The sequence below is a fragment of the Paraburkholderia sp. JPY465 genome, assembly GCF_050436725.1.
Lineage (GTDB): Bacteria > Pseudomonadota > Gammaproteobacteria > Burkholderiales > Burkholderiaceae > Paraburkholderia > Paraburkholderia youngii.
This window is the reverse complement of the sequence record NZ_JBNDMT010000002.1, coordinates 957,716-978,633: the sequence shown is the minus strand read 5'-3', so window position 1 is coordinate 978,633 and position 20,918 is coordinate 957,716. Positions and strand designations below refer to the sequence as shown.

21 protein-coding genes and 1 pseudogene are annotated in these 20,918 nt (G+C 64.0%); 15 read left to right on the top strand and 7 right to left on the bottom strand.

All coding sequences use genetic code 11. The annotated features are described in order from the left end of the window. Nucleotides 1-39: 39 nt before the first annotated feature. The gene (locus QFZ94_RS06560; RefSeq protein ID WP_013092374.1) at nucleotides 40-357 is read left to right on the top strand and encodes a hypothetical protein; all 318 of its coding nucleotides are present in this window, start codon (nucleotides 40-42) and stop codon (nucleotides 355-357) included. Here the strand turns inward: QFZ94_RS06560 and QFZ94_RS06555 are convergent. Continuing rightward, nucleotides 341-1,045, bottom strand: a complete 705-nt coding sequence (locus tag QFZ94_RS06555; protein ID WP_368585114.1) for a helix-turn-helix transcriptional regulator — start codon at nucleotides 1,043-1,045, stop codon at nucleotides 341-343. The genes QFZ94_RS06560 and QFZ94_RS06555 overlap by 17 nt on opposite strands. A 579-nt stretch (nucleotides 1,046-1,624) precedes the next feature. Here QFZ94_RS06555 and QFZ94_RS06550 point away from each other — a divergent pair. The 7 genes from QFZ94_RS06550 (at nucleotide 1,625) to araD (ending at nucleotide 9,826) form a co-directional block, all read left to right on the top strand. Next, nucleotides 1,625-2,614 (top strand): dihydrodipicolinate synthase family protein, encoded by a 990-nt coding sequence (locus tag QFZ94_RS06550; RefSeq protein ID WP_429455950.1) that lies wholly within the window; start codon nucleotides 1,625-1,627, stop codon nucleotides 2,612-2,614. Continuing rightward, nucleotides 2,611-3,555 (top strand): SMP-30/gluconolactonase/LRE family protein, encoded by a 945-nt coding sequence (locus QFZ94_RS06545; RefSeq protein ID WP_368585116.1) that lies wholly within the window; start codon nucleotides 2,611-2,613, stop codon nucleotides 3,553-3,555. The genes QFZ94_RS06550 and QFZ94_RS06545 overlap by 4 nt, the downstream gene beginning before the upstream one ends. Before the next feature lie 252 nt (nucleotides 3,556-3,807). Beyond that, nucleotides 3,808-4,977: an ABC transporter substrate-binding protein gene (locus QFZ94_RS06540; protein WP_410850623.1), complete on the top strand. Its 1,170-nt coding sequence runs from the start codon at nucleotides 3,808-3,810 to the stop codon at nucleotides 4,975-4,977. 170 nt (nucleotides 4,978-5,147) lie between these two features. Continuing rightward, nucleotides 5,148-6,227 (top strand): ABC transporter ATP-binding protein, encoded by a 1,080-nt coding sequence (locus tag QFZ94_RS06535; protein ID WP_429455949.1) that lies wholly within the window; start codon nucleotides 5,148-5,150, stop codon nucleotides 6,225-6,227. Further along, on the top strand, nucleotides 6,224-7,111 hold the full coding sequence (locus tag QFZ94_RS06530; RefSeq protein WP_429455948.1) for an ABC transporter permease: 888 nt from the start codon (nucleotides 6,224-6,226) through the stop codon (nucleotides 7,109-7,111). The genes QFZ94_RS06535 and QFZ94_RS06530 overlap by 4 nt, the downstream gene beginning before the upstream one ends. Continuing rightward, nucleotides 7,111-8,058 (top strand): ABC transporter permease, encoded by a 948-nt coding sequence (locus tag QFZ94_RS06525; RefSeq protein ID WP_176384963.1) that lies wholly within the window; start codon nucleotides 7,111-7,113, stop codon nucleotides 8,056-8,058. Before QFZ94_RS06530 ends, QFZ94_RS06525 begins: the two co-directional genes overlap by 1 nt. Nucleotides 8,059-8,089: 31 nt before the next feature. Continuing rightward, the gene (araD, locus tag QFZ94_RS06520) at nucleotides 8,090-9,826 is read left to right on the top strand and encodes an L-arabinonate dehydratase (RefSeq protein WP_429455947.1); all 1,737 of its coding nucleotides are present in this window, start codon (nucleotides 8,090-8,092) and stop codon (nucleotides 9,824-9,826) included. A 3-nt stretch (nucleotides 9,827-9,829) separates the two neighbouring features. Here araD and QFZ94_RS06515 read toward each other — a convergent pair whose 3' ends face one another. Both QFZ94_RS06515 and QFZ94_RS06510 read right to left on the bottom strand, forming a co-directional pair. Then, nucleotides 9,830-10,435: a short chain dehydrogenase gene (locus QFZ94_RS06515; protein ID WP_368585122.1), complete on the bottom strand. Its 606-nt coding sequence runs from the start codon at nucleotides 10,433-10,435 to the stop codon at nucleotides 9,830-9,832. A gap of 146 nt (nucleotides 10,436-10,581) precedes the next feature. Next, nucleotides 10,582-11,034, bottom strand: coding sequence for a DUF3005 domain-containing protein (locus tag QFZ94_RS06510; protein WP_429455946.1), 453 nt, complete (start codon nucleotides 11,032-11,034; stop codon nucleotides 10,582-10,584). Nucleotides 11,035-11,362: 328 nt separating this feature from the next. On the opposite strand from QFZ94_RS06510, the gene QFZ94_RS06505 reads away from it, so the two are divergent. Beyond that, on the top strand, nucleotides 11,363-11,596 hold the full coding sequence (locus QFZ94_RS06505) for a hypothetical protein (protein ID WP_429455945.1): 234 nt from the start codon (nucleotides 11,363-11,365) through the stop codon (nucleotides 11,594-11,596). 147 nt (nucleotides 11,597-11,743) lie between these two features. Next, nucleotides 11,744-12,670: a serine O-acetyltransferase EpsC gene (gene epsC / locus QFZ94_RS06500; protein ID WP_429455944.1), complete on the top strand. Its 927-nt coding sequence runs from the start codon at nucleotides 11,744-11,746 to the stop codon at nucleotides 12,668-12,670. Nucleotides 12,671-12,704: 34 nt separating this feature from the next. Here the strand turns inward: epsC and QFZ94_RS06495 are convergent, their stop codons facing one another. From QFZ94_RS06495 to QFZ94_RS06485, 3 genes and pseudogenes are all read right to left on the bottom strand, one after another. After that, the gene (locus QFZ94_RS06495; protein WP_429455943.1) at nucleotides 12,705-13,217 is read right to left on the bottom strand and encodes a metal-dependent hydrolase; all 513 of its coding nucleotides are present in this window, start codon (nucleotides 13,215-13,217) and stop codon (nucleotides 12,705-12,707) included. Between the two features lie 148 nt (nucleotides 13,218-13,365). Further along, nucleotides 13,366-13,719 (bottom strand): hypothetical protein, encoded by a 354-nt coding sequence (locus QFZ94_RS06490; protein WP_429455942.1) that lies wholly within the window; start codon nucleotides 13,717-13,719, stop codon nucleotides 13,366-13,368. Nucleotides 13,720-14,042: 323 nt separating this feature from the next. Further along, a pseudogene (locus QFZ94_RS06485) lies at nucleotides 14,043-14,932 on the bottom strand (porin); the annotation flags it as partial. Between the two features lie 658 nt (nucleotides 14,933-15,590). Here QFZ94_RS06485 and QFZ94_RS06480 point away from each other — a divergent pair. Further along, complete coding sequence (locus tag QFZ94_RS06480; protein WP_429455941.1) at nucleotides 15,591-16,127, top strand: hypothetical protein; 537 nt, start codon at nucleotides 15,591-15,593, stop codon at nucleotides 16,125-16,127. A gap of 737 nt (nucleotides 16,128-16,864) precedes the next feature. Here the strand turns inward: QFZ94_RS06480 and QFZ94_RS06475 are convergent. After that, nucleotides 16,865-17,296 carry a hypothetical protein gene (locus QFZ94_RS06475; protein WP_368585128.1) on the bottom strand — a complete coding sequence of 144 codons (432 nt, stop codon included), beginning with the start codon at nucleotides 17,294-17,296 and terminating at the stop codon, nucleotides 16,865-16,867. A gap of 241 nt (nucleotides 17,297-17,537) precedes the next feature. On the opposite strand from QFZ94_RS06475, the gene QFZ94_RS06470 reads away from it, so the two are divergent. From QFZ94_RS06470 to QFZ94_RS06455, 4 genes are read left to right on the top strand one after another with little or no spacing between them, the layout of a single operon-like run. Next, the gene (locus QFZ94_RS06470; RefSeq protein WP_429455940.1) at nucleotides 17,538-18,239 is read left to right on the top strand and encodes a CDP-alcohol phosphatidyltransferase family protein; all 702 of its coding nucleotides are present in this window, start codon (nucleotides 17,538-17,540) and stop codon (nucleotides 18,237-18,239) included. Next, complete coding sequence (locus tag QFZ94_RS06465; RefSeq protein WP_429455939.1) at nucleotides 18,236-19,051, top strand: HalD/BesD family halogenase; 816 nt, start codon at nucleotides 18,236-18,238, stop codon at nucleotides 19,049-19,051. The genes QFZ94_RS06470 and QFZ94_RS06465 overlap by 4 nt, the downstream gene beginning before the upstream one ends. After that, complete coding sequence (locus QFZ94_RS06460) at nucleotides 19,048-20,100, top strand: lysylphosphatidylglycerol synthase domain-containing protein (RefSeq protein ID WP_368585131.1); 1,053 nt, start codon at nucleotides 19,048-19,050, stop codon at nucleotides 20,098-20,100. The genes QFZ94_RS06465 and QFZ94_RS06460 overlap by 4 nt, the downstream gene beginning before the upstream one ends. A 28-nt stretch (nucleotides 20,101-20,128) precedes the next feature. Next, nucleotides 20,129-20,893 (top strand): NTP transferase domain-containing protein, encoded by a 765-nt coding sequence (locus QFZ94_RS06455; protein ID WP_013092354.1) that lies wholly within the window; start codon nucleotides 20,129-20,131, stop codon nucleotides 20,891-20,893. The last annotated feature ends 25 nt before the right edge of the window (nucleotides 20,894-20,918 follow it).

Here is a 20,918-nt window from a genome sequence, read left to right as displayed (position 1 = left end):
TTCATCCACGTAACCGCCCCCAACCTACAAGGGTCCAAAATGGAACTCCTCGACAATCACTGGCAACCGCAAACCCACCTCCAGGCGCGCCCCTCGGAGGTCTCTTCGGCAGTGGATCGTGTTCTGATCATTGCCTACCGGAAGAAGAAAAAAGAGAGCCAGCGTCGTTTCTGGGCTCGCTTCGGCGTCACGCAGTCGCGCGGCAGCCGCTTCGAGTCGGGCGCGGAGATCCCGGCGCCGGTGTCGATCCTGCTTGGCCTTTACTTCATGAAAACCGTGTCGGATGCCGATCTGGGTCGCGCCGAGCGCGTGATGTACAGCCGCGACGCGGCCGCGCTGCTCAACCCGGGTCAATAAGCCCAAGCTGGGCCGCGATCACGGCGGCCGCGCGCCGTGAATTCACGCCGAATTTCGCCCTGATGTTTTTCATGTGGAAGTTCACCACGGCTTCCGAACAACTCAGGATGTGGGATATCTCCCACGTGGATTTGCCGCGTGCGGTCCATTTCAGGCATTCGCGCTCGCGCGGAGTCAGCTTCGGCATCAAGCTCTGCGCATGCGAATCCAGATGCTGTTTGCTGGTGTCGATCACGAGGTCGCGCAACAGCACGAGGTTCGGCAACGCGGCGTTCACATGGCGCCTGAACCCGTCCGACGGCTTGTCGTCATTGACGAAGCACATCATGCCGGCTTCCTGATTCGGCCCGTGAATCGGCAGCGTCACACCCGCACCCAAGCCGTACGAGCGGGCTTCCTCGTACAGGGCTTGCTGTGGCGGGGTGGCGAAAATCTCCGGCGTCCAGATGAGCGGCGCGGAGCGTGACAGGCAGTGCGCGACCGTCGGGTCGATATGCACCATGCCCTGTTCGTCATAGGTCTGCCGCCATGCCGGCGCGTAAGTGCTGCGCAGGTAAGCGTCCTCGAGACGCATGGTGGGCCGGGGCAGCATCGCGACCAGTATCCTGTCGAAGCCCCACGTTTCGGCGAGGCCCGTAATCGCGCCGAACCATTCCGCCTCGTCGGCGGCGTCCAGTAGCGGTGCCATCTGCTCGATAAAGTGTAGCGACAATTTCTTGGCTCTCTCAGGCTCGCAAACATCCCATTCGCGGTTATTGGCAGACAAACTTCGGTCCGCTCTTTTGGTCCGCATAATCTATCACTAAAAACTCGAAAGCAATGCGCTGGCGCTCCGCGGGGTAAACGATAGCAGCCATGTGATAGCAGGGACGGCGTTGCCTATTATTATGCTGATTGAAATAGACCTTTAACCCGCCCGGGGTGTCGGGCGAGAAATGCGGCTAATCCGCATCCGGCTACCGCATTTTAATATGTTTCATTGACAGCATTATTTCTTTCGTGCTTCGGAATTAATCGCATTTATTCGATTATTTGGGAAAGCGGGTTATTTGCGCGTCGAGTCGGTCCTGCCAAAAAAAGCGCCTGCGCCGTTTCCATGTGGGCGGCGGCATCATTGTTATACAAAAGGAAATCTCGTGAACGGCTCCCGGGCAATTCGCCGCCGGCGGCATGCTGGTGCGACCGCCATGCGCAGGTTGTTTGACGACATTGTGATGCCGATGCTACCGTGAAACCTCCGCCCAGCGCGTTTCGCGCGTCAGCCATCATGAACGAATCTCCGCTCCGCGACGGCGAGTTCGCCGCGTCGGTCATGGCCGTGCCGCCGCTCGCGCGTCGCGCCGACTACACGCTCGACCCTGCCCAGAATTTTGCGCTGATCCGCCATATCGAAGCGGGTGGCGTACGCACGCTACTGTATGGCGGCAACGCGAACCTCTATCACGTCGCGGTCAGCGAATACCGCGAGCTACTGGACCTGCTCGCCGAGGCCGCGAGTCCGGGTACACGCGTGATTCCGGCGCTCGGTCCCGACTACGGCAAGATGCTCGATCAGGCGCGCATCCTCGCGCAGACGCGTTACCGCACCGCGATGGTGCTGCCGCTCGGCGGCTTTACGACGTCCGAGGGCGTCGAGACGGGCCTCACGCGGATCGCCGACACGGCCGGCATGCCGCTCACCTTGTATATCAAGAGCGAAAACTATGTCGCTGTCGATACGCTCGGGCGGCTCGTCGAGCGTGGCACGTTGAGCGCGGTCAAATACGCGATCCCGCGCGACGATCCCGCCGACGATCCGTATCTGCGCCGGCTGCTGCAATGGGTGCCGGCCGCGAAGATCGTATGGGGCATGGGCGAGCGGCCGGCGCTCGTGCATCTGCGCGAATTCGGGCTGGCTGCGTGGACGACCGGTAGCGGCTGCATCGCGCCGAGCATGGTCATGGCGCTGCTGGGCGCCGTGCAAAGCGGCCGGAGCCCCGACGGGACCGATAGCGCGGACAACGACACCGCCCAACGTTTGTACGATGCATTCATGCCGCTCGAAACGCTGCGTAACGACATCTCGCTGATCCGCGTGCTGCACGATGCGATCACATTCACGGGCCTCGCCGACATGGGGCCGCTGCTGCCACTGCTCAGTTCGACGCCGCGCGAGCATCATGCGAAGATCGCTCAGACCGCGTGCACGCTGCTCGCTCTCGAGCGCGAGTTCGCGCCCACCCAATCGAACCGCTCCGACACGCAGGCAAGCACATGACCGATCACAGTAGACGCTATCCCGATCCCTCCATCCGCGTGTTCGATCCACGCTTCAAGTCGTTGATCATCGCGTCGGCGTCGGTCGAATGCCTGTATCAGGGCACGCGCTGGTCGGAGGGGCCGGTGTGGTTCGGCGACGGCCGTTATCTGCTGTGGAGCGATATTCCGAACGACCGCATCCTGCGCTGGGACGAAACGACTGGCGCGGTCAGCACGTTCCGTCAATCGTCGAACAATGCGAACGGCCATACGCGCGATCGCGAAGGGCGTCTCGTCAGTTGCGAGCACCTGACGCGGCGCGTGACGCGTACCGAGTACGACGGCTCGATCACCGTGCTCGCCGACCGCTATCAGGGCAAGCGCTTCAATTCGCCAAACGACGTGGTCGTCAAATCGGACGGCTCGATCTGGTTTACCGACCCGACCTTCGGCATCGAAGGCTTCTACGAGGGCGAGCAGCAGCAGTCCGAACTGAAGCCGTGCGTGTATCGGATCGACGGGCAGACGGGCGAGGTCTCGATGGTCATCGACGACGTGCTCGCCCCGAACGGCCTCGCGTTTTCGCCGGACGAGTCGCTGCTGTACGTGGTCCAATCGCGCGGCGAGCCGCGCAAGATCCGCGTATTCGATGTCGAGGCCAATGGCAAAGGCACGACGGTGTCGAACAACCGCGTGCTGATCGATGCGGGTCCGGGCACCCCCGACGGCTTTCGGGTGGACGTGCACGGCAATCTGTGGTGCGGCTGGGGGATGGGCACCGACGAACTCGACGGCGTGCGCGTCTTCACCGCGCAAGGCGAGCCGCTCGGCCATATCGCGCTACCGGAGCGTTGCGCGAACGTTTGCTTCGGCGGACGGCATCGCAACCGTCTGTTCATGGCGGCGAGCCACGGCTTGTATTCGCTGTTCGTCAATACGCAGGGCGTGCGCGGAGGTTGAGCAGTTGTCCGCTAACCAGACAACTTGTGTTGCAGCCACTGCGGATGCTCGGGTTTGCCCTTAATTCGCGTTACCAGGCATTGAACGGCAAGGATTTCACGTCAATCGAGCCGTTTTCGTCCAGGCCCCGCGCTCTGGACTATTTGCTTGACATCGGCTGTTGCGCTTCGCTATGTTCCCTTGGTAGAAAGATACCGTCCGCACGCAACACATCGACCAGCGGGCTTCCATACCAAGAAGCGAGGAGACGTAATGACTGTTTCGCACAGGCTGTCGTTCAAGCTGGTATCCGTCTGTATCGCCGCAAGCGCGGCGTTCGCCGTTGCCGCGCACGCGGCCGATCCGGTCACGATCAACATCGTCGACGTGGCCGGCGATCTTCAACTCACGCAGAAGGGCTTCGAGGCGTTCAAGGCCAAGAACCCGAATCTCGTCGCGAACATCACGTTCACGAACGCTCCTTCGCCGCAATTGCCCGGCAAGATCAAGGCGATGCAGGCCGCGGGACGCTCCGATATCGACCTCGTATTGACCGGCACCGACGCGCTCGCGGCCGGCATCGAACAGAACCTGTGGATCAAACTGCTGCCCGATAACGCGGCGCAGTTCCCCGGTGTGCTCGACAAGTACGCGCCGGGCCCGCGCAAGATGCAGGATCTCGCGCAGGGCTACGGGCTCGAGGTCGCATATATGCCGGCTGGTCCGCTGCTCGAATACAACCCGGCCAAGGTCAGCGATCCGCCGAAGACACCCGAGCAACTGCTGCAATGGTGCAAGGCCCACCCCGACAAGCTGATCTACGCGCGGCCGGCCAATTCCGGTCCTGGCCGCACGTTCCTGATGGGCTTGCCGTACGTGCTCGGCGACAAGGACCCGCAGGACCCGGTGCACGGCTGGGACAAGACGTGGGCGTACCTGAAGCAGCTGAACGACTGCATTCCGTACTATCCGGGCGGCACCTCGGCGGTGATGAAGGAACTGGGCGAAGGAACGCGCGACATGACCGTGACCGTGACCGGCTGGGACATCAATCCGCGCGCGCTCGGCATCGTGCCGGCCGAATTCCGCGTACAGCCGTTCGACAACATGACGTGGGTCAACGACGCGCACTACATGGTGGTTCCGAAGGGCGTGCCGAAGGAAAAGCTCGACGTGCTGTACAAGATGATGAACTTCATGCTGGAGCCCGCGCAGCAGGCATTGACCTACGACGACGGCTACTTCTACCCGGGCCCGGCGATCAAGGGCGTCACGATCGAGCAGGCGCCCGCGCATAGCCAGGAGGTGCTGCAAAAGTATGGCCGGCCGGAATACGCGAAGATGTTGAGCGATCGTCCGCATGCGATGCCGCTGAATGCGGCGGCAATGGTCGCGGCCTTCAAGAAGTGGGATACCGACATCGGCGCGCAGAAGACCCGTTAGGCCTTCACCATTGCGACGGAAAACGAGGCGAAACGCAGCGCGGCGTGAGGTAGCGCCGCGCTGCGTGTTTGCGGCGATCATCCGCGCCTCGGCTTAACTGCTGATGCGCCGCGCGCACCGCACGCGCGGCACTTGCGACCCCCGTCGTCTCACGCGGATCAGGAAACCGTATGAAGCATCACTTTGAGCAGTTGCGGCTCGACTCGGTGAGCCGCAGTTTCACGAACGCGCAAGGTCACGCGATCGCCGCGCTGCAGGGTCTCGATCTGACGATCCGGCGCGGCGAGTTCATCGCGCTGCTGGGACCGTCGGGTTGCGGCAAATCGACGGCGCTGAACTGCATCGCCGGATTGCAGCCGCTCACCGGCGGCGGCATCTGGCTCGACGAGCGGCGCATCGACGTGCTGCCGCCGGAAAAGCGCGGCTTCGGCATGGTGTTCCAGAACTACGCGCTGTTCCCGCATATGAGCGTGCTCGACAACGTCGGCTTCGGGCTGAAGATGCGCGGCGTCGGCAAGAGCGAGATCGCGCGCCGTGCACGCGAGGCGTTGAAACTGGTGCAACTGACAGGGCATGAGCAGAAGCTGCCCGGCCAATTGTCCGGTGGCCAGCAGCAGCGTGTCGCGATCGCGCGTGCGATCGTGATCGAGCCGCCACTGATCCTGATGGACGAGCCGCTGTCGAATCTCGATACGAAGCTGCGCATCGAAATGCGCGCGGAGATTCGCCGCATCCATACGCAGCTCGAACGCGCGACGCTGTACGTGACGCATGATCAGGACGAAGCGCTGTCGATGGCCGATCGCATCGTCGTGATGAGGGAGGGCGTCGTGCAGCAGGTCGCGACGCCGAAAGAGGTCTATACGCGGCCGCGCAATCTGCATGTCGCGCGCTTCGTGGGCTATCGCAACGTCGCCGAGTTCACGCTGGAGGGCATGCAAGGCGAGGGCGTGGTGGTCAGTGCGAACGGCGTGCGGCTGATCGGCACGGCGATGGCCGGCTTCGACGGCAAGCGCGTGAGCGTCGCGCTGCGCCCCGAAGACATGGAACGTGCCCAGCCCGGCGCCGACAACGCGTTCGAGGCGCTGATCGACGCCGTCGAATACGGTGGGCACGATTCGCTGCTGCGCGTGAAGACCGCGTTCGGCGACGTGTGGGCGCGCGTAACCGGTGAATGCGCGGAGGGTGAGCGCATCATGCTGCGCGTGCGGCCGTCGTGCGTGCTCGTCTACGATGCCGAGGCCGCATGAACACGCCGACGCTCGTCCTCCCGCTTACTCCCCGCGCGCCGCGCGATGCCAAGGCCTGGCTCGTCGCGCCGGCGCTGCTCTTTATCGTCGCGCTGTTCATCTATCCGTTCGCGTACGGTCTCGCGCTGTCGTTCCGGCCGATGAACGGCGGCGGTCTATGGGCCAACTATCTGACGTTCTTCACCGACACGTCGATGTGGCCGACGATTCTCGTCACGCTGAAGCTGTCGGTGCCGGCCACGCTGATCAATGTCGGCGTGTCGGTGCCGGTCGCGTTCGCGCTGCGCCGCTACTCGCGTTATCAGAAGCTCGTCACGACGCTGCTGGTGATTCCGGTGACGCTCGGCACGGTGCTGATCGCCGACGGCATGCTCACGTATTTCGGTCCCCACGGCTGGCTGCCGCAGGCGTTGCAGGCGCTGCATCTGTACACGCAAGAGGTGCGGCTCACGCACAACTTCACGGGCGTGCTGCTGTCGCTGATCGTGTCGGGCTTTCCGTTCGCGTTTCTGTTGACGCTGTCGTACGTGACCGGCATCGACCCGACACTCGCGAGCGCGGCGGCGACGCTCGGCGCGAGTCCGTGGCAGCAGTTTCGCCGCATCTATTTCCCGCTGCTCGTGCCGGGGCTCACGATGGCCGCATGTTTGTCGTTCGTGCAGGCGTTCTCGGTGTTTCCGTCGGCGGTGCTGCTCGGCGCGCCCGCGGGTCCGACGCGCGTGATGTCGATTGCCGCGGCCGAAGCCGCGTTCGAGAGCTACGACTATTCGCTGGCGTCGGCGATCGCGATGGTGATGGGCTTCGTGCAACTGCTGGTGGTCGCCGCGCTGCTCGGCGCGCGCCGCTGGTTCTATCGTGGTCCCGTGACGGGAGGCAAAGGCTGATGACGACCGATCGTCGCGCGACGCAGCCCGACTGGCCCGCGTCCACCTCCGCTTCCGCATCCGCGGCGCCGCAGCCGGGCGATGGCGCCCGCGAGCCCGCGCAACACGCGCGTCAGCGAGCGAACCTGCCGGGCCGCATCTGGCAGGTGCTGGTGTGGGCCGTGATGGCGTTTTTCCTGATCAACGTCGTGCTGCTGATTGCGACGGTCGCGGTGAATTCGATCGCGACGCGCTGGTTCGGCACCGCGTTGCCGCAAGGTTTCACGCTGCACTGGTATGCGCAGGCGTGGAGCGACTTTCAGCTCGCGAGCGTGCTGTGGGTGACCGTGCAGGTGGTCGGCGCGGTCGTGCTGCTGTCGGTGCTGCTCGGCGTGCCTGCCGCGTATGCGCTCGCGCGCGTGCAATTCCGCGGTAAGCGCCTTGCGATGCTGATCTTTCTGCTGCCGTTGATGGTGCCGCCCGTCACCTACGGCATTCCGATGGCGACCGTGATGTACAAGGTCGGCCTCGCCGGCACGCTATGGGGTGTGATTCTTGCGAACCTAGTACCGGCGCTGCCATTCGTGATTCTGGTGATGACACCGTTCATCGAGCAGATCGATCCGAATCTCGAAGCGGCCGCGCGCATTTTCGGCGCGAACACGTTCCGCTACTTCCGTTACGTGCTGCTGCCGCTGCTCGTGCCGGGTATGCTGGCCGCAGGGCTGCTCGTGCTGGTGCGTACGATCGGCATGTTCGAGCTGACGTTCTTTACGGCCGGTCCTGCCACGCAAACGCTGGTGGTCGCGTTGTATTACGCTGTGTTTTCGACCGGCGTGCGCGCGCCGCAATCGATCGATGCGATGGCGATGATCTATATGGCGATCACGTTGATCTGGGTGCTGATCGCACTACAATTCGTGAGCCCGACGCAGATCGTGTCTCGCGTAAAGGAACAGCGGCGCTGACGCGTGGTCGGCGTCAATCGTGGAGTAGACGTTGACGAAGAGAAAGACCGCCGAGGAATTGCGCAGTCAGCGCTGGTATGGCGCGAACGATCTGCGTTCGTTCGGCCACCGCTCGCGCACCGCGCAGATGGGCTACAACCGGGAGGAATACGCGGGCAAGCCGGTCATCGCGATTCTCAACACGTGGAGCGAGATCAATCCGTGCCACACGCATTTCAAGCAGCGCGTCGAGGAAGTGAAACGCGGCATCTGGCAGGCCGGCGGCTTCCCGATCGAGTTGCCTGTGCAGACGCTGTCCGAGCCGTTCCAGAAGCCCACCACGATGCTGTACCGCAATTTCCTCGCGATGGAAGCCGAGGAGATGCTGCGCTCGTATCCCGCCGACGGCGTCGTGCTGATGGGCGGCTGCGACAAGACCACCCCCGCGCTACTGATGGGCGCGATCTCGATGGATCTGCCCGCCATCTTTCTGCCCGCCGGCCCGATGCTGCGCGGCAACTGGAACGGCGTGACGCTCGGCTCGGGTTCCGACTCATGGCGATACTGGGCCGACCTGCGCGCGGGTACGCTGACGCCGGAAGAGTGGCAGGGCGTCGAGGGCGGCATCGCGCGCTCGCCGGGGCACTGCATGACGATGGGCACCGCGTCGACGATGACCAGCGCGGCCGAAGCACTGGGCTTCACGCTGCCCGGCTTCGCGTCGACGCCCGCGGCCGATTCGCGTCATGCGCAGATGGCCGCGAAAACCGGCATGCGTATCGTCGAGATGGTGTGGGAGGATCTGAAGCCGTCGGACCTGATCACCGCGGCCTCGGTCGATAACGCGGTGACGACTTGCGTCGCGCTGTCCGGCTCGACCAATTCGGTCGTCCATATGATCGCGCTTGCACGGCGCGCGGGCATCGAGTTGACGCTCGATCGCTTCGACGAGATCGCGCGCCGCACGCCCGTGCTCGCGAACATCAGGCCGACCGGCGCGTATCTGATGGAGGATTTTTTCTACGCGGGCGGTTTGCGCGCGCTGCTCGCGGAACTGGGCGAGCTGATCGACGGTTCGCAGAAAACCGTGAACGGCCGCACGCTCGGCGAGAACCTCGCGGGCGCGCAGATTTTTAACGACGACGTGATCCGCCGCCGCACGAATCCGCTACTGCGCGACAGCAGCCTCGCGGTGCTGCGCGGCAATCTCGCGCCCCGCGGCGCGGTGATCAAGCCCGGCGCGGCCGAGCCGCATCTGCTCGTGCATACGGGCCGCGCGGTCGTGTTCAGCGACTACAACGACATGGCCGCACGCATCGACGACGACGCGCTCGACATCGACGAAAGCTGCGTGCTGGTGCTGCAGCACGCGGGGCCGGTCGGTGCGGGCATGCCCGAGTGGGGGCAACTGCCGATCCCGCGCAAGCTGCTGCAAAAAGGCGTGCGCGACATGGTGCGCATCTCCGACACGCGGATGAGCGGCACGAGCTATGGTGCGTGCGTGCTGCACGTGGCGCCCGAGGCGTTCGTCGGCGGGCCGCTGGCGTTGGTGCGAAACGGCGATCTGATCGAGCTCGATGTGCCGCGCCGCAGGCTGAATCTGCTGATATCGGACGAAGAGTTCGCGCGCCGCAAGGCCGCGTGGGTCAAACCGGCGGCGCGCTTCGAGCGCGGCTATGGCGCCCTGCATCAGGCGCACGTGATGCAGGCGGACCAAGGCTGCGATTTCGACTTCCTGCAGCGTGGCGGCGCGAGTCCCGAGAGCTCGGGCGAGCCGGAAATTCACTGACGCTCAATACCCGACGCGATACACGCGCCCCGTCTGCGCGCCTTCCACGCTGCGCAGATAAGCAAGCGCCGCGCGTTGCGCGCTGACGGGCTCGAAGCCGCGAAAGAACGGCGCATAAGCCTCCATCGATTCAGTCAGCACGGTCGGACTCACGAGGTTGATGCGCAGCCCGCGCGGCATCTCGATCGCCGCGCCACGCACGAAGCCTTCCAGCGCGAGATTGACGGTCGTCGCGCTCGCGCCCTGCGCGATCGGTTCGTCTGCCAGAATGCCGCTCGTCAGCGTGAACGAACCGCCGTCGTTCACATACGGCAGTGCCGCGAACACGACGTTGATCTGACCCATCAGCTTGTCGCGCAGCCCGACCCAGAACTGCTCGATGCTCATTTGCGCCAGCGGACCGAAATGCACGTGGCCGGTCGCGGTGACGACGCCGTCCACCTTGCCGATGTCGCGAAACAGCCGCTCGACGCTCGCGGGCTCCGTGCTGTCGACGTGATATTGCCCGCGCGTCGCGCCCACCTCGATCACCTCGTGACGCGCCTTCAACTCCGCGCTGACGGCCTGGCCCAGCGTGCCCGTGGCACCGATGACGACGATCCTTTTCATCCGCAACTCCGTTAAACGAACCAACGTTAAACAAAGCAAAGCACGCACCCGAATAAAACGGTGCGTGCTACGTGAATGCCTGATTTAATCGGAATAAACGCGGTAATTCAAACGCGCGCGTATAAAGGGATGATACGCGCGTCCGCCTATTTCACGCGGTGTAATTCGATAACGCGCGCGGGTCGCAAATGATTGAGCGCGTAGTGAATGCGCCCGCGCTCCTGGCGCTGTCCGACCGGACGCGGGTCGTTGTACTGGTTGTCGGCCGAGTAGACGGCGAGCGGTTCGACCATGCCCTTGTCGATTACCGCATAGCCGGGCTCGAGCGCGAGCAGCAGATGGTTGCCGCCGAGCCGGCTGTCGAAGCCGGCCATGCCGTCGAGCGCCTCGGGCACGCTGTTCTCGAGCGTTGCATTGCTGGTTGTGATTTCGTCGGGCGAGATCGCGCCGTGGCCCGCCAGACGGGCCGCTTCGTGGTTCTTGCCGTCGGTGTCGACGGTGCTGTCATGCGTGCGATCGTTGTGCAGGTCCGTGGTTGGCGGGTCCCTCGGGTCTGGTTTCGTGCCGGCGTTTTCGGGTTTGCTGATCGCGCTGTTCATCGTGCATCTCCTGAAGAGGACATTCGAAGAAAAGAGCAAAAGCCGTTCCGACAGACACGGCGCCGCTGTGCGCGGGAGTCGCGATGCGTTGTCCGCCAAGATTCGATGCGAGTGGCGTTGCCTCGCGATTGAATGGCGATGACGTGCGCGATTCATTTCATTTTTTTTAATGGACGCGTATTTCCTACAGAGTATGATTCTACTCCTGCGACCGACGCGCGGATAAATTGGCGGCATGCTCCGGCTGTTCAGCATGGTCGGAAAAAATTAACAAACAAATGGCCGCGCGACTGAGAAAATGTTACGGGGCTTCAGGGGCGGGTGACTCATGCACTTCGATGCTGCATTCACACATCGCGGCTATCTATTGAATTGCGAACCGGCGCGCTCGGGCGACGGCTTCTGGCAACCGTATGTGGTGATCTCGCGCTCGAGCGACGGCGAACTGGTCGCCAACCGTTTCTTCCCCACGGAACTGCGCTTCTCCGACGAAGCCGCCGCGATCGCACATGCGCGCGATTGGGCAGTGCGCTGGATCGACGCGAGCAGTCTGACAATCTGAAGTCAGGGAACGATGCGCGCGTGCCGACGCGCGCCGACGCATTGAATCCGGGCAGGTCTGCGCGCTGCCGGGCGGGCAGCGTTAAAACGCGGTAATCTCTGCTGGATAACCACTTTGAACCGTGCACGCTGCACGACGCCGTCCCTTATGCCCAACGAGCCTTCCCCGAACTGGGGCCTTGAACAGATCGTCGCCGACCTGCGCGCCTCGCGCGAGCAATTGCATCGCACGCGGCATCCGCTCGGCATTCGCGAATTGCCGTCGCGCGAAGCGGTGGTCAGTATCGTGACCGGTTTGCGCGCCGCGATGTTTCCGACGCACTACGGCGCGCCCGATCTAACCGACGAGACGGTCGACTACTACGTCGGCCATACGCTCGAAAGCACGTTGCGGCTGCTCGCCGAACAGATTCGCCGCGCGCTGCGCTTCCTGCCCGAGTTCGGCGCGACGTCCGACGCCGAGTTACGCGAGCGCGCGTTCGCAGTGGCGCGCGAGTTCGCGACGCAGCTGGCGGGCATCCGCGCGCTGCTCGTCAGCGACATCCAGGCTGCGTACACCGGCGACCCCGCCGCGCAGCACATCACCGAAATCCTGCTGTGCTATCCGGGCGTGTGGGCGATGACGCATCACCGGCTCGCGCATGCGCTGCATCGGCTCGGCGTGCCGCTGCTCGCGCGCTTCATCAACGAGATCGCGCACTCGGCGACCGGCATCGACATTCACCCGGGCGCGACGATCGGGCCGAGCTTCTTCATCGATCACGGCACCGGCGTGGTGATCGGCGAGACCGCGATCATCGGCGAGCGCGTGCGCTTGTACCAGGCGGTCACGCTCGGCGCGAAGAGTTTCGCGGCCGACGAGGACGGCACGCTGATCAAGGGTAACGCGCGGCATCCGATCGTCGAGGACGACGTCGTGATCTACGCGGGCGCGACGATTCTCGGACGCGTGACGATCGGGCGCGGATCGGTGATCGGCGGCAACGTGTGGCTCACGCATAGCGTGCCGCCGGGCAGCAGCGTATCGCAAGGCAAGATCCGCGAAGGAGAGCGCACCGACAACGGGCGGCAGTGATGCCCGCCCGGCCGCGGCCGGCTGCATCGCTGCGCTAGCTGATCGGCCAATGGCGTATCCACGGCAACGCATGCATGCCATGCAGCCACACATGCTCGCCGATGAACCACGCGGCCACCCACGACGCGGCGACGACGATCAGATCGCAGTGCCCGCTATTCCATAGATTCAACGAATGTCGCCCGGCGATCCACGGCACGCCGAGCGGATTCGGCCAGTCGGCGAGCAGATGCATCAGGCCGCCGCACGCGAAGCCGAACGCGGGCGCCGCGTAGATCGAATGTCCGAGCATGTGATACGACGCCGCGAGCAGCGCGAGCCAGCCGATGCCCCAATGCGTCAACGTGCGATGCGTGATCCACAGCCGCCGCGCGCGCGACCACCATGCAACTTCGAGCCAGTCCGGCGCGGTGCTGCCGGCCACGCCGGCGATGAAGCTCAGCAGCACGCCAGCGTGAAACGGGCCGCCGCCGCTGCGCGCGACGATCGCCGCCGCGATGATGCCGGCTGCGAAACCGGTCGCATGATGCGCTTTGCTGGATGCCATCGACACTCGCGGCACAGGTGCCGCGCCAAAAACAAAGGGCGGCTATGTTCGCAGATGAGCGCGTAAAAAAATAGCCGATGCGCGAGATAAAAATCGCGCATCGGCCTTCCGTAAATCGTGCGCACGGCGTTCAGGTGCGCCGCGTCGCTCAGGTCGCGCAGCGCGCGATATCGAAGCGCATTTCCTCTTCGGGCGGATCGTCGGGCGCATTGGCCGGATGAATGACCTTGATGACCGTGCTGCCGTTGAGCGGGGTCAGCGTGACGAAGTACGAGTTGTGCGAATCGGCGCCGACCGCGAGTTCGGTCGCGGCGCCGGTGTGCGCGGTACGCACGCGCGGCAGACGGTCTTCGAGACAGGCAGCGATGGACGCAGGCGTGCGTGAGGACGACACGTACACGAGCGGCGCGGACGCATCGCGCGCGGGGCCGCCCGACGAACCGCAAGCGGCGAGGGTGGCAGTGAGGGCGACAGTGGGGACAAGCAGGAGAAGTCTTTTCATGATCCGATCGTCGGCGTTCCCGGTCATGCATGGGAAGGTGAGGCGCGGGCGAAGCGCGTGCGCTGGCGGACAGCGCGATGCTTCGCGACGAAGCTACCGTGCCGGCGGCGCGCTTTCGCGGCGTCGCACGGCGGCCGGGGCAGTATACCGAGCATGCGTCGAGGTCGTCACTAGCGCGGCGAAGGGTTTATTGGTCTGACGGCAAACCGTAAGGCCCATGAAAAAACCCGCGACGTGATCGTGTCACGCGCAGGTTCGACCGCGGCGCGGAGGGATGGCCGCGCGCCGCAATGCCTGCACGCAGAGCGGGCGAAGAACCGCCGTCAGAAGCGATGCCGCACACCGACTGCCGCGGCCACCTGATTGCCGGTCGACGACGGCGCAAGCGTATTGATCGCCGCGACGTTCGCGCCGAAGTTGCCGAGTGCGCCCGACGCATGCTGGTACACGCCTTCGATATACACGTCGGTGCGCCTGCTCAGCGAGTAATCGCCTTGCAATGACACGGTGTGCCACTTCGGATCGCCCGAGCCGTTGGAGCCGCTCACCTTGCCGTCGGTGAACGTGTACGACGCGGCGAGGTTCACTGCCGGCGTCAGCGCATACCGGCCGTTCACTTCATAGTTGTCCAGATGCAGGTTGGTGCCCGCAATGCCAGGCAGCGTCGCGCCGCCGACGTTCACGCCGGTGATGCCGTCGAGTTGCGTATGTGTATAGACGAAGCCCGCGGTGGCCGGCCCGTAAGAGTAGTTGATGCCCGCGCCGAACGTGCGTTGCAGATCGGCCGCGATTGCCGCGGTGCCGTTTCCTTGCGACACGGCGCCGTTCAGATGCGAGCTGCCCGAGTTGTTCAACTGCAGATAGGCAGCGGCCAGGCTCAACGGACCGTTGTCGTACGAAGCACCCGCGCTCTCCATGCTCGATTGTTGGCGAACTGGCCGGCCGCGTTGCTGAAACCGTACAGGCCGCCGAACTTCAGGCCCGCGTAGTTCGCGCTCGAGTACTTGACGGCATTCCTGATCGAGAACGAGCCGGAAAGATTGTCGTTGTCGAACGGGTGGGCCGCGAGATTATTGCCGTAGCCCCCGCCCGCATCCGATAGCGGCGCCAGGTAGTCGCTGACCGAGTCGTACTGGCGGCCGAGCGTCAGCGTGCCGAACTGATCGCTCTTCAGGCCGACGAACGTCTGGCGATTGAACATCGTACTGCTTTCGGTGTTCTGGTCATTGTTCAACGGCGTGCGGCAAGCCTGCCGTGATGAGAGTTCTTTGCATGTTCGGGATTCACTCAGGGATGACTCGGCATGTTGACTGACGATTTCCGGTGAAGTGTAATTGCCGCTATGCAGATATTTAATTACGCGATTTACAACCGTTTATTTTCGAAGCCGGGATTTATGTGAATTAATCGTGTAAGTGCAGGTCGCCAAAAGCAAATCATTTTTAATGACGAATGGGCGGCTGCGATGTGAAGCCACGATGTTGCCGGACGGTTACGACGCAAAGGCTTCCCGGCGCGCACCGGATGCGCGCATTGGCACCGATTCCCACCATTTTGTGCAACGCAGTCTTACGTAGAAAGCGTTAAATCGCGATGGGATGCCACTTATAATTTACATAGACCCCTTCGACCAAAGGGTGTCTTTTTCATTTTTACACGCGGCTTTCGGGCCGCGTTTTTTTATCTGACGTTTAAAGCGGTCTTATACATTGTCGCGTAAGGTTAAATAGAATTTTTCGCCGCTCGAGGGGATTCGCCGTTCCGAACGCGCCTTGTCCGTTCGTCAGAGCGAGCGGGGCGAAGCGGGCCGGGCAGGTAGAATCGCGGGTTCGTAATCTGTTTGTGCGCCCCGCGAAGTGAGTGAACCTGTGATGAACGACACGCCCTTTCCCTCGACCGACACGAATGCCGGGTCCTTGGCCGACGACTCGTCCGGACCGGACGAAAGCTTGCATGAAGAGCGTCTGTGGCGCGATAACGGCTGGACCGCGCGCATCATCAAGAACGAAGACGACGAAGGCTGGGCCGTCGAAATGATCAAGGACGGCGAGGCGGAGCCCGCGCTCGTCGGACCTTGGACGATGGGTCGCAACAAGAAGGATCCGAAGCCGCTCGACGTATCGGCGTTCAACACGCTGGTGAAAACCGCAGCGGAAGTGCTGCGTCGCCACGAGCAGCAACTGCGCGCGCAACTGCACAAGGCGGTGCGCGTGCCGAGCGCGGACGGCAACGACGAACTCGACATCACGCTCGACATCGTTCCGGACGAGGACGAGCCGTACGCGCTGTTGAGCGCGCTCGATATTTTCGGCGAGCAGATCGCGCAGGTGCAGGTTGCGCCGACCTTCAAGCTCAGCAAGGCGAGCGCCGCCGCGTGGGTGGCGAACGAGTTTCGCCGGCCGGGGTAAGCGGCCGTCGTAGGCGCGGTTGCGTCGTGATCGGATCGTCTTAGGCCATCCGGCTGAGGAGCCAGCGAACGGGAATCTCGCGATAATTTGCGGTCTCCTTTGGCGGCCTCGCGAGGTGGACTTGAAATGGATTTTGATGTTGCGACGAGGGTTTTATCGACGTGGCGAACGTTCGCTATGACCTCGCTCATCTGCTTGCCAGCGCGTTCACTTTCGCGATTCCCGCCTCGCAGCGATTTCCTGCAGTGACGGCAACGGTCCACGTCGAATACACGTCACATTGCGTGTCGTTTGGGAGCGGGCGCGACCGGGCCACTCGATTTCGAAGTGCTCGGCGACGCGCGCACAATATTCGATCATCGCAATGTGGCGCGCGCGTTTTGCCCCGACCGACACCGCTGGTCGCTCAAGCTGCCGGCGATCATCGCGCAGTTGGCAAGATTTGAGAGGCGAATCGATCCGCGACCCGAGCCTGAGTCGGCACTAGAAAAGAACTGGATGTGTGAGAGTGGCCTGGCCAGAAACAGGTGAGGCCCCGCGCGGGGGCCTCATGACTTCGCGGGAGCGCTTGATCGGTGCGACCGACGTAACCAGCACGGCCGGACCCTGTTGACCAGGAGGCAGATAGACGCCCTTGCGGAGCCCCGAAAAATCTATCTGCGGCAATTGTACCGTGCCAACCCCTGCTCGGAGCCATCTCAATACCGATGGCCGCAGCCAGCGCGTGCCGCCACCGCCTAGTTGCGCTTGCAAAAAATCGCGGTGATCAGTGGCGCGACGTGATGCACGATCGCCGTGCTGCCGGCGTTCTCGAGTGCGCTTTTAACCTTGTCGTCGCCGCCGAACACGACGGCGCCATACGCGGACTGCGCGACCGGTTCGCCGTCGCCGACCCGGAACATCGGGTCGTCTTTTTCGAAGCCCACCACCGCGAATACGCGGAAACCGAACGCGGTCAGATGCGCACCCGGCATCGGCGAGAACGCGTTGATCGAGTTGCTTTCGACGTGACTTGGCTTCGGGTTGATCAGTTGCTGCTGCATCAAATCAGCAATGAACTGGTGGCCGCTCTCATTGCATACCAGTGGCGCGTCGAGCTCCACGGCGAACGAGGACAGCGGCAGCGCGGCGGCTGCGGCAAACAGCAGAGGGGCAAGAAAACGGTTCATGAGTGTAGGCGGGCGTCCACAGTCGATGTCGTGGATTAGCAACCACTGCGCCATCCCCCGGAGGGAGCTAGCGGGGCTGCACATCGAACAGATTCCACGTGACTGGCACAACTGGATTCGCACTTTACAGCGATTCGGCGAATTCCGCTTTGTGGCGGACACACGAACGGTATCTGCGAAATTGCGGGGAAACATACGACAGAACAGCAAGCTTTCAGAATCCCGTATATATTTCCGCCTTATGACTTCGCAACCCCGACCTCCAATAAACGTCCCGCCTCCACGTACGTGGGACGCCCGGCTCGCCCGCCGGCTCGTGACACCGCTAATCGATACCTGGGTCACCCCGAATCATTTGACCACGCTGCGCCTGCTGATCGGCGTCGCAGGCGCGCTGTGCCTTGCGCACGGGGGATTCGCGTGGGCCAATGCGGGCGCACTTCTGATCGTTCTGTCCAATTTCGTCGATCACACGGACGGCGAACTCGCGCGCGTCGGCGGCAAGTCGAGCCGTATCGGTCATTTTTACGACCTCGCCTGCGATGCGCTCGTGACCGTGATGCTGTTCGTCGGCATGGGTATCGGTGTCGGCGGTGCGCAGATCGATGCTTTGAAGTTCGCTCCCGGCGCGCTCGGCGCGGTTGCGGGTGTCGCGGTTGCCCTGATCTTCTTTTTGCGCATGCGGATCGAGGAAATGGTCGGCAAGGCCGGCACGAAGCAGGCGTCGGTGGGGGGCTTCGAAACCGAGGACGTGCTCTACCTGTTGCCCATCGTCACGCTGACGAATGTCGTCGCGCCGTTCGTGGTGGTCGCGTCGATCGGCGCGCCGCTGTTCGCCGCCTGGGTGGTGATCGACTACTGGCGCGTCGCGCGCCGCAGCGCTCGCCCGACGGCCAAGGCCCCCAGCGCTTCCGAAACCAGTCAACAGTGGGCCGGCAAATGAATCTGCACGCCGAAGACGACGTGATCGCGCCCGTGTCGACAGGCACGCCCGTCGCGGCGCTCACGCCCGCGCCCGATGCCGACCGCGCGGTCGCGAGCCGTACCCGCACGTTCGACAACGCGCGTCTGCGCAAAGACTTCGCCGCGCAGGACGCGTTTCTGTATCTGGAAGATTTCCTCGCGCCGGAAGTCACCGCGCAACTGGTTCACAGCGCGCGCTCGCTGCTCGACGAGGTGAACCGCAACTATCTGCCGGGCCACAAACAGGGCGGCAGTGTCAGCCGCCATACGATCGACCGTCTCGCGCCGTTCATCGCCGAGCTGTATCGCTCGAAGGAGTTGATCGGCTGGCTCGAGCAGCTGAGCGGCGACCAGTTGCAGGTGTCCCCCGCGGACGATCCGCACGCGTACGCGCTCTACTACTACACGCGCCCCGGCGACCATATCGGCTGGCACTACGATACTTCGTATTACGACGGGCGCCGCTACACGCTGCTGCTCGGCGTGATCGACGAATCGTCGTGCCGGCTCGACTACGAACTGCATACCCGCAATCCGCAGGTGCCGGACCAGCCCGGCTCGGTGCAGATTCCACCGGGCGGCCTCGTGTTTTTCGATGGCGACAAGCTGCGGCATCGCATTACGCCGGCCGGCCCGAACGAGATTCGCGTGTCGCTGACGTTCGAATACGTCACCGATCCCAATATGCGGCCGTGGCGCCGCTTCGTTTCGAACATGAAGGACGCAATCGCGTATTTCGGTTTCCGTCAGGTGTTCCGTCAGATGGCCTCGCGCGGCAAGGACGCCGCATGAGTCGCGCCGCGCTGCTTCTGCTGTCGATCGGCTCGGCGCTGTTCGTCGGCCTGCTCGCGTGGCAGGGCTTCGGCTCGGTGGCGTCGACCTTGCTCGCAGCCGGCTGGGGGCTCGCGGTCGTCGCCGCGTTCCACGTGGTGCCGCTCTTGATCGATGCGGCCGCGATCGCGGTGCTGTTCAAGCGCGCCCACCCGTCCCATGACGGCGCGCATGAAGGTCCGGCAAGCCGCGCGCGAGCCGGACTCTCGCTGCGCGATGCGCTGTCCGCGCGCTGGATCGGCGAATCGGTGAATAGCCTGCTGCCCGCTGGACAGATCGGCGGTCCAGTGGTGATGGTGCGGCAACTGTCGCAGCGCGGCATGCTGCTGCGCGACGCGGCCGCCGCGATCACAGTTAGCACGACCTGGCAGGCGCTCGCGCAAATCGTGTTCGCGCTCGGCGGCCTCGCGATGTTCGGCGCCTACGCCGCGCACGGCACGCTGCACGACCTGCGCACCGCGACGCTGATCGCGACCTGCGTGCTCGGCGCGCTGATCGCCGGGTTTTATTTCGCGCAGCGGCGCGGCCTGTTCGGCCGTCTGCTCGCAGTGGTGTCGAAGGTGTTCGGCAAGCGCGACTGGTCGTCTCTGATGACGCGCGCGGAAGCCGTCGATGCCGCCGTGCAGTCGCTGTACCGCGAGCGCGGCCGCGTGGCGGCGAGCTTTGCGCTGAGCCTCGTCGGCTGGGTCGTCGGCACGGTCGAGGTTTGGCTCGCGCTGCGTTTTCTCGGCCATCCGGTCGGCTGGATCGACGCGCTGCTGCTGGAAAGCATCGGCCAGGCGATTCGCGGCGCGGCCTTCATGATTCCGGGCTCGCTCGGCGTGCAGGAGGGCGGCTATCTGCTGCTCGCGCCGCTGGTGGGTTTGCCGCCCGACGCGGCGCTGGCGTTGTCGCTCGCCAAGCGTGCGCGTGAAATCCTGCTGGGCCTGCCGGGCCTGCTGGTATTGCACTTCAGCGAACGAAGCTGGCAACGTCGGCGCGCCCCGCGGCGTGTGCCGGTTGCCGATTGACCTCCGTACTTTTTTCAAAGGACCGCGCATGCGCGCCATCATTCTCGCAGCGGGCCTCGGCCTGCGTCTCCAGCAGCCGCCGCAAGCCCAGTTTCCGAAATGCCTGTTGCAGTTCGACGGCATGAGCCTGCTCGAACGGCATCTGCAGATGCTCGAAACCGCCGGCGTGACCGACGTCGTGCTGGCGCTTGGTTTCCAGCCGGAATCCGTGCAGGCGGAACTCGCGCGCATCAACTGGCCGCATAAGGTCGAGACGGTGCTCAATCCGCGTTTCGATCTGGGCAGCGTGCTGACCGTGCACACCGTTGCCGACGCGTTGACGCGCGGCGGCGACGTGCTGCTGATGGACGCCGACGTGCTGTACGACGAGCGCATCCTGAACGCGCTGGTGGCGGGGGAGTCGGTCAACCGTCTGCTGATCGACCGCGATTTCGAAGCGGGCGACGAGCCGGTCAAGCTGTGCCTGAAGGACGGCGTGCCGGTCGAATTGCGCAAGCAGCTCGCGGTCAATCTGGAGTTCGACACGATCGGCGAATCGGTCGGCTTCTTCCGCTTCCGCGAGGAAACCGCACGACGCTTTACGCAGATCGTCGCGGGCTATATCGACAGCGGCCGCGCGAACATGCCGCACGAAGAGGCGGTGCGCGACCTGCTGCTCGAGCGCAGCCAGGTATTCGACACGGCCGACGTGACCGGCGCGCCGTGGATCGAGATCGACTTCCCGAACGACGTCGCGCGCGCGGCCGACGAAATCCTGCCGCAGTTGCAGCCGCTCGTCAGCGCATCGCGCTAAAGCTTCCGCCGCGCGCCAGCGCGCC

Bases quoted from the DNA above. Each gene is read 5' to 3' on its own strand.
- QFZ94_RS06540 (WP_410850623.1), top strand. From the start codon at position 3,808: ATGACTGTTTCGCACAGGCTGTCGTTCAAGCTGGTATCCGTCTGTATC.
- epsC (WP_429455944.1), top strand. From the start codon at position 11,744: ATGCCCAACGAGCCTTCCCCGAACTGGGGCCTTGAACAGATCGTCGCC.
- QFZ94_RS06515 (WP_368585122.1), bottom strand. From the start codon at position 10,435: ATGAAAAGGATCGTCGTCATCGGTGCCACGGGCACGCTGGGCCAGGCC.
- QFZ94_RS06455 (WP_013092354.1), top strand. From the start codon at position 20,129: ATGCGCGCCATCATTCTCGCAGCGGGCCTCGGCCTGCGTCTCCAGCAG.
- QFZ94_RS06460 (WP_368585131.1), top strand. From the start codon at position 19,048: ATGAGTCGCGCCGCGCTGCTTCTGCTGTCGATCGGCTCGGCGCTGTTC.
- QFZ94_RS06550 (WP_429455950.1), top strand. From the start codon at position 1,625: ATGAACGAATCTCCGCTCCGCGACGGCGAGTTCGCCGCGTCGGTCATG.
- QFZ94_RS06480 (WP_429455941.1), top strand. From the start codon at position 15,591: ATGAACGACACGCCCTTTCCCTCGACCGACACGAATGCCGGGTCCTTG.
- QFZ94_RS06475 (WP_368585128.1), bottom strand. From the start codon at position 17,296: ATGAACCGTTTTCTTGCCCCTCTGCTGTTTGCCGCAGCCGCCGCGCTG.
- QFZ94_RS06490 (WP_429455942.1), bottom strand. From the start codon at position 13,719: ATGAAAAGACTTCTCCTGCTTGTCCCCACTGTCGCCCTCACTGCCACC.
- QFZ94_RS06495 (WP_429455943.1), bottom strand. From the start codon at position 13,217: ATGGCATCCAGCAAAGCGCATCATGCGACCGGTTTCGCAGCCGGCATC.
- QFZ94_RS06505 (WP_429455945.1), top strand. From the start codon at position 11,363: ATGCACTTCGATGCTGCATTCACACATCGCGGCTATCTATTGAATTGC.
- QFZ94_RS06510 (WP_429455946.1), bottom strand. From the start codon at position 11,034: ATGAACAGCGCGATCAGCAAACCCGAAAACGCCGGCACGAAACCAGAC.
- QFZ94_RS06530 (WP_429455948.1), top strand. From the start codon at position 6,224: ATGAACACGCCGACGCTCGTCCTCCCGCTTACTCCCCGCGCGCCGCGC.
- QFZ94_RS06470 (WP_429455940.1), top strand. From the start codon at position 17,538: ATGACTTCGCAACCCCGACCTCCAATAAACGTCCCGCCTCCACGTACG.
- QFZ94_RS06560 (WP_013092374.1), top strand. From the start codon at position 40: ATGGAACTCCTCGACAATCACTGGCAACCGCAAACCCACCTCCAGGCG.
- QFZ94_RS06525 (WP_176384963.1), top strand. From the start codon at position 7,111: ATGACGACCGATCGTCGCGCGACGCAGCCCGACTGGCCCGCGTCCACC.
- QFZ94_RS06465 (WP_429455939.1), top strand. From the start codon at position 18,236: ATGAATCTGCACGCCGAAGACGACGTGATCGCGCCCGTGTCGACAGGC.
- QFZ94_RS06545 (WP_368585116.1), top strand. From the start codon at position 2,611: ATGACCGATCACAGTAGACGCTATCCCGATCCCTCCATCCGCGTGTTC.
- QFZ94_RS06555 (WP_368585114.1), bottom strand. From the start codon at position 1,045: ATGGCACCGCTACTGGACGCCGCCGACGAGGCGGAATGGTTCGGCGCG.
- QFZ94_RS06535 (WP_429455949.1), top strand. From the start codon at position 5,148: ATGAAGCATCACTTTGAGCAGTTGCGGCTCGACTCGGTGAGCCGCAGT.